The 15530-nt window shown below is 38.3% G+C and carries 20 protein-coding genes; 11 read left to right on the top strand and 9 right to left on the bottom strand.

The annotated features are described in order from the left end of the window. The first annotated feature begins 88 nt into the window (after positions 1 to 88). From MSI_RS08715 to MSI_RS08705, 3 genes are all read left to right on the top strand, one after another. Positions 89 to 1342, top strand: coding sequence for an ATP-binding protein (locus MSI_RS08715; RefSeq protein WP_009105877.1), 1254 nt, complete (start codon positions 89 to 91; stop codon positions 1340 to 1342). Between the two features lie 280 nt (positions 1343 to 1622). Further along, positions 1623 to 2471, top strand: coding sequence for a hypothetical protein (locus MSI_RS08710; RefSeq protein ID WP_009105876.1), 849 nt, complete (start codon positions 1623 to 1625; stop codon positions 2469 to 2471). Between the two features lie 301 nt (positions 2472 to 2772). After that, the gene (locus MSI_RS08705) at positions 2773 to 3420 is read left to right on the top strand and encodes a TetR family transcriptional regulator (protein ID WP_009105873.1); all 648 of its coding nucleotides are present in this window, start codon (positions 2773 to 2775) and stop codon (positions 3418 to 3420) included. A gap of 3 nt (positions 3421 to 3423) precedes the next feature. On the opposite strand, the gene MSI_RS08700 is transcribed toward MSI_RS08705, so the two are convergent. After that, a complete protein-coding gene (locus MSI_RS08700; protein ID WP_009105871.1) occupies positions 3424 to 4083 on the bottom strand; it encodes an MmcQ/YjbR family DNA-binding protein in 660 nt (219 codons plus the stop codon). Positions 4084 to 4285: 202 nt separating this feature from the next. Between MSI_RS08700 and MSI_RS08695 the strand changes: the two genes are divergently transcribed. Genes MSI_RS08695 through MSI_RS08685 form a run of 3 tightly spaced genes read left to right on the top strand, consistent with a single transcriptional unit; the run spans position 4286 to position 6180 of the window. Next, complete coding sequence (locus MSI_RS08695) at positions 4286 to 4954, top strand: CatA-like O-acetyltransferase, family 2 (RefSeq protein ID WP_009105869.1); 669 nt, start codon at positions 4286 to 4288, stop codon at positions 4952 to 4954. Positions 4955 to 4981: 27 nt separating this feature from the next. Further along, positions 4982 to 5716, top strand: coding sequence for an AAC(3) family N-acetyltransferase (locus tag MSI_RS08690; RefSeq protein ID WP_039924615.1), 735 nt, complete (start codon positions 4982 to 4984; stop codon positions 5714 to 5716). Next, on the top strand, positions 5713 to 6180 hold the full coding sequence (locus MSI_RS08685) for a GNAT family N-acetyltransferase (RefSeq protein ID WP_009105865.1): 468 nt from the start codon (positions 5713 to 5715) through the stop codon (positions 6178 to 6180). The genes MSI_RS08690 and MSI_RS08685 overlap by 4 nt, the downstream gene beginning before the upstream one ends. A 17-nt stretch (positions 6181 to 6197) precedes the next feature. Here MSI_RS08685 and MSI_RS08680 read toward each other — a convergent pair whose 3' ends face one another. The 3 genes from MSI_RS08680 to MSI_RS08665 all read right to left on the bottom strand — a co-directional run bounded on the left by MSI_RS08680 (position 6198) and on the right by MSI_RS08665 (position 8104). After that, on the bottom strand, positions 6198 to 6590 hold the full coding sequence (locus MSI_RS08680) for a VOC family protein (RefSeq protein ID WP_009105863.1): 393 nt from the start codon (positions 6588 to 6590) through the stop codon (positions 6198 to 6200). Between the two features lie 79 nt (positions 6591 to 6669). Further along, positions 6670 to 7632, bottom strand: a complete 963-nt coding sequence (locus MSI_RS14880; RefSeq protein WP_009105861.1) for a GNAT family N-acetyltransferase — start codon at positions 7630 to 7632, stop codon at positions 6670 to 6672. 25 nt (positions 7633 to 7657) lie between these two features. Continuing rightward, complete coding sequence (locus tag MSI_RS08665) at positions 7658 to 8104, bottom strand: N-acetyltransferase (protein ID WP_009105860.1); 447 nt, start codon at positions 8102 to 8104, stop codon at positions 7658 to 7660. A gap of 158 nt (positions 8105 to 8262) precedes the next feature. Here MSI_RS08665 and MSI_RS08660 point away from each other — a divergent pair, with 158 nt between their 5' ends. Then, complete coding sequence (locus MSI_RS08660) at positions 8263 to 8952, top strand: DUF5680 domain-containing protein (protein WP_009105859.1); 690 nt, start codon at positions 8263 to 8265, stop codon at positions 8950 to 8952. Here the strand turns inward: MSI_RS08660 and MSI_RS08655 are convergent. Continuing rightward, on the bottom strand, positions 8945 to 9607 hold the full coding sequence (locus MSI_RS08655) for a YitT family protein (protein WP_155815551.1): 663 nt from the start codon (positions 9605 to 9607) through the stop codon (positions 8945 to 8947). The genes MSI_RS08660 and MSI_RS08655 overlap by 8 nt on opposite strands. Before the next feature lie 74 nt (positions 9608 to 9681). Here MSI_RS08655 and MSI_RS08650 point away from each other — a divergent pair, with 74 nt between their 5' ends. Continuing rightward, the gene (locus MSI_RS08650) at positions 9682 to 10446 is read left to right on the top strand and encodes an HAD family hydrolase (RefSeq protein WP_009105855.1); all 765 of its coding nucleotides are present in this window, start codon (positions 9682 to 9684) and stop codon (positions 10444 to 10446) included. Between the two features lie 15 nt (positions 10447 to 10461). Here the strand turns inward: MSI_RS08650 and MSI_RS08645 are convergent, their stop codons facing one another. Next, on the bottom strand, positions 10462 to 10809 hold the full coding sequence (locus MSI_RS08645) for a hypothetical protein (protein ID WP_009105852.1): 348 nt from the start codon (positions 10807 to 10809) through the stop codon (positions 10462 to 10464). Positions 10810 to 10848: 39 nt separating this feature from the next. Next, on the bottom strand, positions 10849 to 11190 hold the full coding sequence (locus MSI_RS08640; protein WP_009105851.1) for a phenylpyruvate tautomerase MIF-related protein: 342 nt from the start codon (positions 11188 to 11190) through the stop codon (positions 10849 to 10851). A gap of 218 nt (positions 11191 to 11408) precedes the next feature. On the opposite strand from MSI_RS08640, the gene MSI_RS08635 reads away from it, so the two are divergent. The 3 genes from MSI_RS08635 to MSI_RS08625 all read left to right on the top strand — a co-directional run bounded on the left by MSI_RS08635 (position 11409) and on the right by MSI_RS08625 (position 12792). Then, entirely contained in the window at positions 11409 to 11642 is a 234-nt protein-coding gene (locus MSI_RS08635) for a helix-turn-helix transcriptional regulator (RefSeq protein ID WP_009105850.1), read from the top strand. Between the two features lie 84 nt (positions 11643 to 11726). After that, the gene (locus MSI_RS08630; RefSeq protein WP_009105847.1) at positions 11727 to 12083 is read left to right on the top strand and encodes a hypothetical protein; all 357 of its coding nucleotides are present in this window, start codon (positions 11727 to 11729) and stop codon (positions 12081 to 12083) included. Between the two features lie 19 nt (positions 12084 to 12102). After that, positions 12103 to 12792: a hypothetical protein gene (locus tag MSI_RS08625; protein WP_009105845.1), complete on the top strand. Its 690-nt coding sequence runs from the start codon at positions 12103 to 12105 to the stop codon at positions 12790 to 12792. Positions 12793 to 12850: 58 nt separating this feature from the next. On the opposite strand, the gene MSI_RS08620 is transcribed toward MSI_RS08625, so the two are convergent. Together MSI_RS08620 and MSI_RS14030 are read right to left on the bottom strand one after the other, a co-directional pair. Continuing rightward, positions 12851 to 14344: an AAA family ATPase gene (locus MSI_RS08620; RefSeq protein WP_009105843.1), complete on the bottom strand. Its 1494-nt coding sequence runs from the start codon at positions 14342 to 14344 to the stop codon at positions 12851 to 12853. A gap of 2 nt (positions 14345 to 14346) precedes the next feature. Beyond that, positions 14347 to 15530: ATP-binding protein (locus MSI_RS14030; protein ID WP_155815549.1), on the bottom strand; the 1184-nt coding region annotated here is incomplete at its 5' end.

Below are 15530 nucleotides of genomic sequence, written 5' to 3'. Positions count from 1 at the left end.
TGATTTAAAAAACATAAGGTATTTCCAGACTTTTTAACTTGTATGTTAAAAAGTTGACAATTAAATTTTTTGGATATAAACTATCGGTATGATAGACTTTCGTGATACTCCGCTTTATAAGGAAGACTCTTATTTTCGCAAGGAATATGTTGAAAAACTCCTTTCCTGGCAGGATCAGCATGTCATTAAAGTTATTACGGGCGTAAGACGTTCCGGAAAATCAGTTATTCTAAAAGAAGTCTGCAAAGAGATTTCAAAATCTGCATCTGAAAATCAAATTTCATTTTTCAATTTTGAAATGCTCGAAAATGAAGATATTACGGATTATCATAAATTACATTCTGTTCTGAAAGAGCATATTCAGGAAGGTAAAATGAATTATATCTTTCTGGATGAAATACAGCTTGTTGAAAAGTTTGAAAAGGTTGTAGATTCTCTTTTCATTCTTCCAAATGTAGATATTTATCTAACTGGTTCAAATGCTTCAATGCTTTCCAGCGAAATTGCAACACTTTTGAGTGGCCGTTACATCGAAATAAATATACTTCCATTTTCTTTCATTGAGTTTCAGGCCGCATATAAAGAAAAGTTTTTTCAGGATAGTTTTGATTTGCCAACATTATACACAAAGTATATTACTTTTGGTGGATTCCCTTATCTTCATAATATCTATGAAAAGAACGATGCTATTAGAGAATATATTGCAGGTTTGTATTCAACAATTGTTTTGAAAGATATTCAGCAGCGCAAAAAAATTGCAGACACAATCCTTCTTGAAAAGATTGTAAAGTTTGCCCTCGTTCATACTGGAAATCTGCTTTCTCCAAAGAAAATCTGTGACACATTTGTTTCAAACGGTAGAAAAACTTCATCAGCAACAATAGATAATTGCCTTTCTGCATTGTGTGAAACTTATCTTTTTTACAAACTTAACCGCTATGACATTCGGGGAAAAGAAACTCTAAAAACTCTTGAAAAATATTATGCCGTAGATATGGGCCTTCGCTTCTTTATGCTTGGTGCAAGAGGTGGCGATGAAGGTCATATTCTTGAGAATATAGTATTTCTTGAATTATTACGACGCGGTTATGAATTGTCTGTTGGAAAAATAGATGATATGGAAATTGATTTTATAGCACAAAAAGAAGGTGCCCTTAATTACATTCAGGTCTCACTTTCTGTACGTGATGAAGCAACCTTAAAAAGAGAGTTGAGACCACTTCTTGCTGTAAAAGATAATTTTCCTAAAACTTTGATTACACTGGATAATGCACCACTCATATATCATGACGGAATCAAACAGATTTATGCTCTTGATTTCTTAAACGGGGAATCTTTATAAACCAAAGTGTTACAATGTTTTGGAATATTTAGTTTGTTTTTTGATTTTCTGGGCGTTTCCGCTGCTTCGCATCGGTCGGGCTTTTCGGGGTTCCGCCATTCGGCTCCATTCCTTCGGAACAGCCCTTTCAGGGCTGCCCCTACAATCCCTAACGCTTTTAATGGATTTTATAAACGATGCGTGAATTTTGGAAAATATGATATAATTTTATTAAGAGTTTATTCTGGATAAGGATAAATAATGTTATACGGACGCCCACACTGGGGCGCAGGAACGAAGAATGGAAATTGATTACACTTTTTATGCGAAAGAGATAATTTCGGAGATGGTATCTCGTATATTGGATACTAATTTAGTTGAAAAATCAATTTCGTATAGTGAATTAGCAAATGACATAAAATTTCCCGAACCCTATCAAGGAAGTTTATTTTCTGGAAACATCGGAAAAACTCTTGGAGTAGTTGGAGAATTATTAGAAAGTGTAAAAATAAAAGATTGGAATCAACCCATTCCTATCTTGCAATCAATGATAATAAGTAAAACAACTGGCTTACCCTCATACGGGTTACGAGCTTTTGTTCCTGGATATGACAATCTCCCCAAAATTGAACAAAAGGCTTTTGTTATTGCAGAACATGAAAAAATATTAAATTTTGGAAATAAATGGTTAGAAGTATTAGAGGCATTAAATATTAAATTGTTATCTAAAGTGACTTCTTCTAAAAAACAATATAATCCTTTTGGAAGTGAAGGTTCTCCAGAACATAGAAAAGTAAAAGAATACATAAAAGAAAAACATCATCTTCTTGGGTATCGTGGAAAAGCCGAGGCTATAGATGAATATCCTCTACTTTCAGGAGATAAAATAGATGTTGTTTTCAGAGATGATGATACAATTTATGCATATGAAGCTAAATCAATTCGTTCAAGTTTAGATGATATCCAGCGCGGTATTTTTCAATGCGTAAAGTATAAAAATGTAATTGAAGCCGAAACAAAAGTTGGTGCACGAGAAACAAAAAAAGTAATTTGTGCATTAGTAATAGAAAGAGAATTACCTAAAAATTTACAAAAATATTGTGAACAACTGGGGATAAAATATTATGTTGTGAAAGTGAATATCACATAACAAAGGTTCGTAGCCGACAGCGGGTCAAGCCCGCTGCGGTACAACCAGTTGTTACCAATTTGTTAAACATATCTAGTAAATTGCGCAAGGGTATGGAGTGGTGGCGAAGCCAGCGACCGCAACGAAGTGAGGACGCCGAGGGAACCGAGCCACGGAACACCCGACCCGAAGCGAACAAAGTGAGCGCAGGGATGCGCCCAGATTTAAAAGAAAAATCCTAAGCAACACTCTGTCCCTAATTTCCATAATAACCTACGCATTTTCACTTGTAAAAAATCCCTTTTTGAAATATCCTAATCCCATGCCAGACTATAAAAGAGCCCGCACGGACGAACAGAAAGAAGAAAGAATGTCTCAAATCAAAAAGGCGGCCGATGAGCTTTTTAAATCAATGCCTTATACCGAAATCACACTTTCTACAATTGCAGAAAAGCAGGACTGGTCGCGTGCAAATCTTTATAAATACGTAACAACAAAAGAAGAAATCTACCTCGAAATAACTCAGGACAGAATGACTGAATATCTGAACTCACTTTTGACGGTGTTCCCGGAAGGCTGCAAGTTCACGCCGGAAACAGTTGCCGAAATCTGGACAGCACAGGTTGCCAGCCACGAGGATTACTTCAGATATGTTGCATTCCTTCTTACAATTATTGAGCGCAATGTTACTGTTGAACGTCTGACGGTTTTTAAGAAAACTTATTATGACCTGGCTTTTGTTTTGCAGAAGCGGCTTTCATATGCACTTGGAATTACGGAAGATCAGGCCGACAATCTTTTTCTTGCCATAATGAATTATGGAGCAAGCTATTTTTCCAACTGCCTTGTAAATCCACTGATTATTCAGGCTCTCAAAACACTCAAGATAAAGCCAAAGGAATTAGATCTTGCCCGTGATGTAAAAGATTTTATTCTTATGAATATTGATTGGATGAAGAAGGGGAAATAACGCTTATTTAGTTACCAGTTCCCAACTCTTCTGCGTCAGCTCGCACAGTTTTTCAAAATCAGTTGCAGCGGTGAGCAGAACTGTAATCCAGTGCTTTTTGTTCATGTGCCAGGCTGGGAAGATTGATTTTTTGTCGATTAGGTTCGGGATTTCGTCCTGGCTGGCCTTCATGTTTACGACCCAGACTTCTTCGTCGCCGGTAAGACCTAGCTGGCGGTACTTTATCCTCATTACAAGTGCAAACCATTTTTCATTTTGGCAGCGGAAAACGCAATAGTCGGGTGTGTCCGGCCACGGGTAATCCGGCTCGGCTCCAAACTGAGTTTTAATCCATGCGATATAATCATCTTTCAAGTCGCTGGTCTCAAAGCACTTTGATTTGATTTCATCAATAAGCTGCTGAACTTCTTCGCGAAGTGAAGCTACAAAAGCGCCGTGTGAATTCGGCATGTCAAAGAGTGCATATTTTTCGCTAGTAGCTGAATCAAAAAGATGGACGGTAAGAGTCTGATCGGAAAGCGAAAGAGTGATGTCTGCATTGAATGCTCCTTTGGAAACTGTCTGGTTCATGGAGAAAGTGTTGCCATCAGTTGTCGTAAAACCAGCTGTTTCCAGAGATTCCTTCTTAATTTTTGCTGAACGGAAAATGTAGCTGTAGTCCATGGCTTATTATAGCATAAGTTTAATGCGTTCTCTCAAAATCTTATGTAAACTTATCTTATGGGATATAGAAAAGTATATTTCCCTAGTATTTTGTGAACTGCAGGTGTGGTTGTGGTGGTAAAAAAATCGCATCACATAACAATGGCGAAGAAATGAATCTTTATATTTGAGATTTTTATACAAGCCATATACAATTAAAAATATGGATAAAGAAGATTTGGGAAAAATGCCAATAGAAATAATCCCAGAAAATACAACTCGTGCAATGGCATATAAACTTTGGATGAAAGCTCCAAACCCAATGGTAACTTTCTTTAAAACTTTTGATGTAACAAAGCTCGTCAAAATCAGCCGAAAAAAACATTTGAAGTTCAACATGCTGCTCGACTGGTGCATTGGAAAAGCTGCCACTGGCATAAAGGAATTTTACACTCTTCCTGTAGGTGACAAGCTGCTTCAATATGAAAATCTTGCAGTCAACACAATTGTAAAAAACAAAAATAGGCGAAGTAAATTCTTGCGACATACTTTTTCAGAAAACCTGCAAGTCTTCAACAGCTCTTACTTAAAGCATACTGCAAATGTCGCAGAAAACTGCAAGGACAGGGATTTATCGGAAACCTGTATGGTAATCGGAACATCAGCAATTATAGATACCGAAATAGACGGGGCAGTAGGAATGAACTCAGGAATTTTCAACAATCCCTTCATCATCTGGGGAAAATACAAAAAAAAATGGTTTCACTATAAGCTCACACTTTCATTCCAGTTTCACCATACGCAGATGGATGGAGCACATGCAGGAAAATTTCTCGCAAATCTTCAAAATGAAATTAATAATTTAAAGAAAACACTTAATATGGCAAAGTAAGTTCTATTGTAAGGGAGAGACAAAGTGGTGACAAAAAAAGAATTCAAAGACGCGCTGATTAATCTTGGCGTTAAAAAAGGAATGACTCTTGAAGTGCATAGCTCGTTGAGCAGCTTTGGAAAATTGGAAGGCGGAGCGGAAACCGTGATCGATACGCTCAAAGAAATCATCACTAGTGAAGGAAGCATTTTTATGCCAGCACTAAGGCTTTCCAAGGAGCTTCCGCTTACGGAAGAAGATAAAAAGCTTGGTCTTACGGTAAAAATCAAAATACTTCCGCCGGAAGCCGACCGAACGGCTATGGGAATTATCGCCGACACATTTAAAAGAATGCCGGATGTTTTTTACGGCGCTGACTTCATTGCGACCGCCGGCTGGGGAAAACATGGTGAAGAAGCGGTAAAAGGCGGTCTGGATTACGCCATACATAACGGCGGAATGGCCCTGCTTTTGGGCGTAGACATCTACAAGCTCACGGCAATGCACTATGTTGAAGATTGTACGCCAGAAGATATTAAAAACGCATTCGCTTCTAGCGAGGAAGTAAATAAAATCTATCCACCAAACGAATGGTTCACCGAATGCGGCCATCCGCCGATAAAGGCCTGGTACACCATTCAGAAAATGGCTTACGAAAGAGGTCTCATAAAGGAAGCGATGATTGGCAACTGCAAAGCCATGTTCTTCAACATTTGGGACGTGGTCTCAATTTACGAGAATGAATTGAAAAATAATCCTTATGAACTGTGGGGAATAAAATGATTGAACAGATTGAATCTCCTGACACAAAACAGATAATAGCAAGAAAAATACTCGAAGGTTTACACGACTGGTTTGAAGTTGATGAGAGCCGGGAAAAATATATTTCAGATTGCACGAACTGGATTTTCCTCGCCGCAAAAGAAAAAAATGAATACGTTGGTTTTCTCTGTCTTAAAGAGACCGGGAAAGAGACTGTAGAGCTTGCGGTAATGGGAGTGCAGAAGGATTTTCACCGCAAAGGTCTTGGTCGGCAGCTTTTTGACTCAGCAAAGAAAATTGCAATCAAAAAAGGCTATTCTTTTATGCAGGTAAAAACCGTTCAGATGGGCGTGTATCCGGATTATGATGTTACCAACCATTTTTACCTTTCCTGCGGATTCAAAGAACTGGAAGTCATCAAAGAAATCTGGGGCGAAGAAAACCCCTGCCAGATTTATATTATGTCTTTGAATCAGAAGTGTTAGTAAAGTCTAGTGAAGGCTTATTCTTTCACGAATGAGCCGATTTCAATCAAGTTGCCTTCCGGATCGGCGATGTAACAGGTGCGCTGGCCCCATGGCTCCGTTGTTGGCGGCATGACTGGCACAGCTCCCTTTGCTGTTACTTCCGCAAAGGTTTTGTCAACAGCGGCGTAGTTTTCCACGCCCAGAGCAATTTCAAAGTGCCCGCTGATTTTTTCGGCGTAGTTGAATTTTGAATTGGTCATCTTTTCAATGTCATTTCTGCCGTACAACAAAAACAAGGTGCCGTCTTTTTCAAGAAAAACGTTCGTTGTGTTCTCGTCTTCCTTGATTCCAAAGCCAAGAACGTCGCGGTAAAATCGCACCATTGTTGCCATGTCCTTTACGAAAATTCCAAATCCCTCTAGTTTCATATTACCTTCTTTAACTGCTTGTCTATATTCTATTTTCTTACGCTTTTTGATTTAATACGCGTCACTGAATGACATCGGCTCACCTTTTTTTCTGGTAAAATACGAATCCATCCTCAGTTTTTATGATGCGATAGCCTAATTTTTTGTAAAAAGCGTTTGTCCGCTCATTCCAACATGGGGTATCCAGATTAAACTCAGCAGCGCATGGGAAATTATTTTCGATGCATTCCATCAGGCGAATTCCGTAACCTTTCCTATGATAGACGCTATCTATAAATATTCTGCCAATGTATATGCTTTTTTCTGTTTCATTCGGGAATACAATGGCAGCACCGACCAAATCGTTTCCTATCATCGCTTGATACAAATGCCCCTCCCGAGCCATTTGTTTATGCCATTCCACTGAATCAAATTCAGGCGGACAATCACCTTTTGCTCCGCCAACATTTATATCTGTTTCAAAAGCTCTGACAGACATATCTACGATTTTTTCTACCTGATCTTCCTCTGCTTTGACAATATGCATCACAGGACAAATCATCTGAAGGTCAAACGGTTCTTTTTCAGCAATTTCCTTTATTGGATTGCTTGCAAATTCGCTTCCCATTGCTCTGTAAAATGCTATCGTCTCCTCAGAGGAACAGGCAGATATGTACAAGGCCTCCGCGCTGGCTTTTCTTGCTTCCGCTTTTCCAGCTTCAAATAATTTTCTGCCGATGCCTTGTCCCCTGCATTCAGAAGATACATGCATCATATCAAGAATCATGTATGGCCCGCTAAGCTTTTTTAACAGTCCTATAAAGCCGACCACTTTATTATTTTCCAATGCAAGATACGCGATGCATTCATCGCCGCTTATTTTCTTTGCCACAGAACGCTTTTTTTCCAGGTCCCAGTCTTCGGTATATTTGCATTCTACTAACTCATATTCCCCGTCTATTCTGCGGTATACCTTATTTACATCCTGTTTTCTGTTGTATGAATCCAATGATGTCAAAGAGAAATTTGTTTCTGATAATAATTCAATTTTAATCTCATTCATTATGATTACCCCCACAAATTCCGATTTATCTTTCCATCATTATCGCATATTCGGGCGTGCCTTCCTCAAGTTGTCTTTTCCCGTTTGCTTTAAATCCATGCGCCTCATAAAACTTTATCGCGTCAACATTCTTTTCCAAAACCCACAGGAAACGAACGTCATGCTTTTCCCTGGCAAACTCTATGAGCTTGGCTCCGATGCCTTGGCTCCAAAAGAAATAATCCACATACAATTCAACAATTTCTTTTCCTTCTATATGAATCATTCCCTTGACAATCCCGTCATCGTAAACCCAGATATTATCAAGTATTTTGGGATTTCCATATTTTTCTACGAGCTTAACTACCTGCAATTCATTGAATGAATAATCATCGTTATTGAAAATCGCTCTATATTTAATTCGCTTTGCAAACACCAGAATTTCAGCGATTCTTGACAGGTCTTTCGCTTCCGCCTTTCTTATATTACTCACTTGAATTCTCCATGCAAATTTTATTATATGGGGCAAGACTATATTTGTAAAATGTAAACCGTTTGAGGATATATGCCACCTCCCGCTGACATTTTTGCCGTCAAAAAGCGGTGTGAATAAATCCTTGTCTGTGTTAGATTATAGTTAGTGAGGTCAATATGATTATAGGCGAAAAACTTATATTACTCAGAAAGCAGAACGGATATTCGCAGGAAGAACTTGCAGAAAAACTCAAGATTGCCCGACAGACTATAAGCAAGTGGGAAAATGGGCTTGCAGTTCCCGAGCTGGACGGACTAATTGCGCTAAGTAATCTTTATCATATTCCCATTGACCGCATTGTAAAAAATGATGATGACTGCAACATTCCTTTAACAAAAGGCACAGATAAAACCGACCGTGCAGAACTAATCGCCTTTTTGCAAAAAGCAAAACAAAAGACCTATGCAGGCCACGGAGCAGAAACTACCTCTTGCCGTCCGGCTTCCCACGATTTGCGCTACGAAGAAAAAACTCCTTCAGGCCTTCTCCTTTACATAGACACCTATCTTGGCAGTAAGGATTTTTCTGGAGAAGAAGCCCTCTGGCGCGATGGCCTGCCTCTCTGGTCCATGAACTACTATGGACGCGTAACCGGAGAACCCTTTTCCGGTGATTTTCTTAAGGCTGCCCTTTACGAAGTTCCATCAGATAAGCCTTTCCGCGGCCCGGATATTTTCCGCCAGGGAGATTACACCTACCACTGCCAGACCAGCGGCGACTTTGAATGGTTCCAGGGCTACGAAGATATTTTCTATCTGGACAAAAAGATTTACGAACTACACTTCCACGGCGGAATAATTATTTAGAAAGAATCGGCCGCGCAATGTGAACATTAAAAAATTCAATCAGCGGCCCCATAAAGAATGCAGTTATGATTGTTCCAGCTCCAGCGATGGTCAAAATTGCAGCAGCTCTTCCTCCTGCAATCAGAAAGAGAGAAACTCCCAGAATTACGCAGACAAAATCTGTAATCGGGCGAACAAACTGAAATTTGCCCTTTTTCCATGTATTGCAGATTATCAGAGCAACCGCATCATATGTTGAAACTCCAAGATCAGCAGTGATGTAGAAAGCCGAACCAAAACAAATGATTACAACGCCCACAAGAAGGCAGATAATACGTACAAAAATTGAAGGATTTACAATTATAGTTTGGAAAAATTCATAAGAAAACTGTGTGATGTATCCTAGTAAAAAAAGATTGATAAAAGTTGCTATGCCAATATAGTGACGGTCAAAAATCAGTGCAAAAGAAAGCAGAATTACATTTACGATTATGTACAAAAGTCCAAAATCAAGAGGAATCAAAACATCAAGTCCTGCCATAAGAGACTGAAAGGGATCAACTCCTAAAGCTGCAATTTTAAAAATTCCTACGCTGATTGCGCAAATGATTACTCCAAAAAAGGACATTGCAATCCGTTTTGCAAGATTTTTTCTTTCCACCTTAATTTCCTCCATAATTTATGCTAATTATAATAACAGATAAATCTTAAAACAGTAGAAAAAAAATTGAAAATAATACATATTTATTTATGGAAAACATATCTTTAATCCTTTCTGACTTAGACGGAACTTTATTCCACGACGACAAATCAATTTCTGATTTTACCAGACAGACAATCATACAGGCACAGAAAAAAGGTCTTCTTTTTGGAATTTCAACTTCCCGTGCTCTTGTAAACGCCACAAAATTTTTAGACGGAATCAATCCTGATGTCCTGATTACAAATGGCGGCGGAATGGCCTTTTATAAAGGCGAAAGAATCTATACTTGCGAATTTTCATCAGCCGAAACTCAAACACTCATCAAAGCCGCTTTTGACGTACTTGGAAAAGATGCCGTAATCTCTATAGATAATGAAAATGGTCTATATTCAAATTCTAAAGAAGAACTTGGTGACAAATTCTGGACTTATAATGATTTTTCTAACTTTAATGAACCTGCCATGAAGCTTTGCATTAAGACACTCGACAAAGAAGCTGTTACAAAAATCGCTTCCAGCATCGGTATCGAAAATGTTGATATGCTTCCATTTTCCGATATTCCATGGTACAAGCTCAGTAATCATAAAGCTACCAAAGAAAAGGCCATTCAGGCGCTGTGCACGCACTTAAAACTTCCTGCTCAAAAAATTGCCGCCTTTGGAGACGATTTCAATGACATCGGTATGCTCAAACTTTGCGGAAAAGGCATAGCAATGCAGAACGCCATTGCCGAGGTAAAAGCCGCTGCCGACGAAACCTGCCTTGCAAACCAGGAAGACGGCGTTGCAAAATGGATTGAAAGGCTGCTTTAGGATTCTTAAAAAAGCTTAATCTGAAGCTTGGGCAGAAATCAAAGTAACTGTATAGGAAAAGGGATTAGACATTTTTATAAGCCGGCAGTCTACTGTGATAATTTTTCCCTCCAGTTTTTTTAAGGCTTTATAAGCTTTTTTGTTACTGCCTTTCTTTTCAATTTTGAACGAAGTAAGGCTTTGTGTTCCCTCCTTTTGGAGTATAACAAAAGACTTTGGAGTTTTCCTCAATCTGCCAGTCAGAGAGAATTCGCTAGTTTGCAGGCTTTCTTCTTCTAAAGCAGAAGTAGAAAATGATTGAGGAAAAGCCTGAATATTTAAAAACGAGATAGAAAGAATAAATATGAAGACAAATTTTTTCATAAACTACCTCTTGTGGCCGAAGAATAGCATGTTTACTTTCTAGAAATTCGAGCCGTTCCAGCCCCAATCTGAGGTTCCGAAATAACTGACGTAAACTGCATCGCCAGGGATGCCTAGTTCCTTATCAAGTATTTCACAGACTTTTGCGGTCATCTTGCTGCTTGCTCCGGAATCTACTGAACCAAGAACTTTTACTTCAATGTAAGCGCCTTTATTAAGCTTCTTTCCGCCGAAATACAAATCCTGATTGTCCTGAAGGTTAATCATAAGGTAGCTTTCCGGCTTGTTCATAAGGCTGATTGCTTTTCCGAACTCGGCTTTAAGTACATCTCTTTTTTCTGCTGGTAACGAACTTGTTACCTTTGCTTCTATCATTGGCATAGTGGTTTCTCCTTTTGTAAGGCGGCCGGTCAGGGTCGCCAGAGTTTTATAATTCAATTTTAATATTGGTTGGTATGCAAATTCAACTGGGGAATTTATGATACAATGGTTAAGTAGAGTAGCTAAAGGAATCTCATGGATTATCGCAAATAGATAAAATCAAATTCAATTAATACTTTAATGACTCCACCAACAGGCAGATATAAGATAAGTCCATTATGGATGAAAAAAATAAACCTGTAATCAATTTAGAAGCAACTGCAGCAAATATTAAGGATTTTCGCCTTCGTAAAGGTTATTCCGTCCGGGACCTTCAAAAAATATTTGGATTTTCTTCAGTTGAAGCAATTTACGGCTGGGAAAAGGGAAAGTATCTGCCTTCAATTGATAATCTGATTATTCTTGCTTCAATTTATGGAGTGAGTGTAGATGACATAATAATCAAAGGGTAGGGTGGGAATTCAAGTGGCACTTTAATGACAACATCTATGGCAGACCAATATAATGGAATTGTAAATAATTAGGGGAGTATAAAAATGAAAAATAAGGCAATCGTAATAATATCTTCAATAATTCTATGTATTCTGATTTTGGGCTGCCAGAGAGATGCAACTGAACTGGTTGTAGAATCGCAGACTGATAATTACACGATTCAGGAAGTTTATGTCAGAAAAGCAGGCACTCTGAATTATAATCTTGCCTGGTCAGCGGCAAACAGCGGAATAAAGTGGACACACGCAAATATTTCTTTGGAGCCGGGAACTTATCACGTATATGTCAAAATGCTTTATTATGATTTGTTTACAACTTATGCTACCAGTTTTTCGACAGTTACAATAAGTGAAGGCGAATCGAAATTTGTTTATGTACGAGGAATTCAGCTTCTGCAGTAGGCAGTAAGGAGTTAGCGGTATGGTCGGACAGGGAACTTATTATAAAAATATTGATGACCTTTTAGAGATTGGAGAAGCTGAAATACAGCTTATGTATGTTCCTTTATATTGCATAAATCATAAGACGGAATGTGAAATCGGAACCGGAACAAGAGCCTTTAAGGATAAATATGTTGCTTCCGAACATGAAGAAGTTATTCCAGAAATAAATGAAAGATTCACCTTTGCAAAGCATGTAATGGAAGTCCAGGCTCCGTCAGACAAATATTTTTACGATGCAGAAAAACCTCTTGCAGAACAGAATGAATACATAAAAAACTGTATTTTTGACCACAAATCCCTTCAAACTTTGTTTCAACTTGAATTCCGAAAATTAAATGAAATTTTAGACAAGAAAATACTCGAAGAAAAAATATCAGACACAAAAACATTTCTTGATGCAGAACACAAGAAATTCTACGAAGAAAAAAAACAAATACTCCTTAAACTTCAAAATGGCAAAGAATTTATTTACTTTATAACCTATCAGACCCCAACCCGTAATATGGATCTTGCTTCTGATTTTATCTGCTGGACTGGTATTTACGGAATGAAAACAGTAAATCCTAAATATGATTTTGACTACCTGTTTTTTGATTATTCTGAACATGCAAACCAAATTCATATTAAATGCTTTCATAATAAAACAGGTAAAGAAATACCGTGGTAAAGGAATATCCTTCTAACAAACTCAGCAGGGGGATATAGATTTATATCCCCCTGTTCATTTACGATGCGGTATCCCATTTTTCCATATCAGAATTATAATTTTCAAGATAATCATCTATATTAAATGGTTTTTCCTTATCCTCTTTTTTAGGCTGAAAGGGCAGGGGCAATTGCCAGTGTTCTTTGGAAATCAGAGGCCAGCCGCGATAGTTTTTCCAGCCGTTCAGAAGTTCCTGAGGAGAAAAGAGGGCAATCTGTTGCTTGCTTTCAGGGTCTGTTGTGCAGGTGTCGTTGTAAACCTGAACAAGGGCGTCTTCTATGCTACGGGTATCGCTATGACAGTAATCAAGAATCCTTTCTTTGATTTCTTCTGAGAGGACTGCAGGAAGGAATTCCCTCCGCATATTGTTATTGCTAAGCCATTTTTCATAGAAATTGTTAAGCACGTTGTCTTTGAGCTGCTTATAAGTGTAATCAGCAATCTTGAATACTTTCAGTCTGTTGATAATTGCTTCAGGAATTGTTTCAAGGTGATTTGCCGTAAAAATATAGTTTATCCCGGAAGCATCCACGTTTATTCCTATGTAATTATCAAAAAAGCGTTTTGAATTACTTTTTTCCAGCATAGAATAAAAAACGCTTTCTACGCTGTAGGTTGCCTCGTGCTTTATTTTGTCCAGTTCATCAAGATGGATTATTGGATTTTTTAGAGGATGACCGTCTTTATCAGAAAACATAGCTTCAATGATAAGGCCGTGTCTTGCCAGCTTGAAACTAGGATCAGAGCCGGAAAGTGTAAAGTTTGCAACGCTGTTTCCAAGGTCAAGTTTCAGAGCTGGCTTATCCATTATGAGCTGGCAGAGTTCTGCCGTAAAGGATGATTTTCCACAGCCTGGCCCGCCGACAAGAACAATCGGCTTAAAAGAGATTTCCTTGTTTTTCCTGATTGAAGAGGCTTTGATATTCATAAGAATATAATCGATAACTTCTATCATATTAGGATATTTGTCCTTCAACTCTTCAATTTTTTTTGTTTTTTCCGGATCAATCTGAATATACTTAGGAGTACCTTTTAAATGCGAGATAATTGTCTCTATGCGGTCCTTTGTGTCTTCCTCAATGGTATCAAGTCTTTTGGAAAGTTCGCCTTCATCAAATAGGGATTCTTTTTTGCTTCCAAGCCAGCCAGGAATTTTATCTTTTGCAAGATACCTGACAGAATTTGATTTGCATAAAGGACAAAGGGTTTCGCCTCGGGCAAGGGTTTTTACAAAAGTAAAATTCCTGCATTTGTTACAGTGAATAATGCTTGCCTGGATAGATTTATTCTCTTTATCTTCTATAAAAAAACTGCCATCCGGCTGAATTTTTACCAGCGCGTGATTATTTTCAATTGCAAAATTTCTGACTATACCCGGAATATTTTTTTCATATATGTAACTCAGATTACCCTTGAGTTCAAAATATCCCGGTTCCGGCCAGTATTCTGCGTCAATATGAAGTGATTCCAGCACTTCTGCTAATCTTCTTTGTGTGTCTGTTGAAAATTCCATTTTTATCCTCCAAATCCAATTTTATGTTTTTCCCAACTGCGGGTTTTACCCTCAACAATTTTGCATAGTTCCTCAGTGATATATTCAGAAGTCAAAGTTTCCTTTTCCAAAAATCTGATTCTTCCGTTTAATGCACCAAAGTCTCCCGGTGTAACGTCTCCGGCACGATATATCCTGTTAATCTGCTCTTCCGAAAGCTTGAAATTATTGAAGTAACTTTCGCATAAGAGAGTAACGCCTTCTTTAGTGAGGGGCTTAAAGTCAACCTTAAAGTGAAAACGTCTGTCGGTAGCCTTATCAAGACTTTCAGCAAGATTTGTATTGCAGAACAAAATGCCCGGAAATCGTTCCATCTGAACAAGAAATTCGTTTACTTTAATATCATTATGACGGTTTATAGAATCCCCGCGTGCGTGGATAAAAGAATCACACTCGTCAATTAAAAGAATTGCCCTCTTTGCTATGGCATCATCAAAAGCGGCCTTTATGTTCAATTCTGTCTCTCCAACATAGGGGCTGAGAATATCAGATGCCCTGAGTATTACCAGCGGCTTATTAATTTCTTTTGATATCTCTTCTACATAAGCTGTTTTTCCGGTTCCTGAAGGCCCCAGAAGCAGAACCCTTATGCCAGATTCCGCATCAAAACTTTCTGTCTGATAGTTATCTGCGTTTTTAAGCGCTTTTGTGAGGAAGTGGATGGATTCAGAAGTATTAAGTGCTTCAAGACAGTAATGAGAGTTTTTTCTTACATTTTTATTTTCCGGTGACTCATACTGATTTTCCAGAAGTCTTTCTGCTTCCTCTTTTGAAAGCGTTTTTGCATTATCCAGCGTGTCACAAAGTTTTTCCCAGTTTTCAGGCCCGATTCTGAGCTTCATACATTCATCAACTGCAACCGGAAGCAGATTTACAGGAATTTTTTTCTCTGTAAAATAACGGAGGACTTTATCCTTATTCTTATCATTCGGCAGCTTTAAGTCCGTGCTGAAAAGAACATCAATACCCTGTTGCTTAAGCATTTTTTTTGTGTCCGGGGTAATTCCTGTAAGCGAAATAACAACAGGACATTTTATGTGCGAAAGAATTTTGTTCTGAAGAGGGATTTCCGGTTCATTCTCTTTAAGAAGATACTCTTTTGCAAAATCCTGGCTGAGGTAAAGCACGCTTTTTTTCTGACAGAGTT

It is taken from the genome of Treponema sp. JC4, from assembly GCF_000260795.1.
Classification (GTDB): domain Bacteria; phylum Spirochaetota; class Spirochaetia; order Treponematales; family Treponemataceae; genus Treponema_D.
The sequence above is the reverse complement of the archived record's forward strand: the minus strand, read 5'-3'. Positions and strand labels throughout refer to the sequence as shown.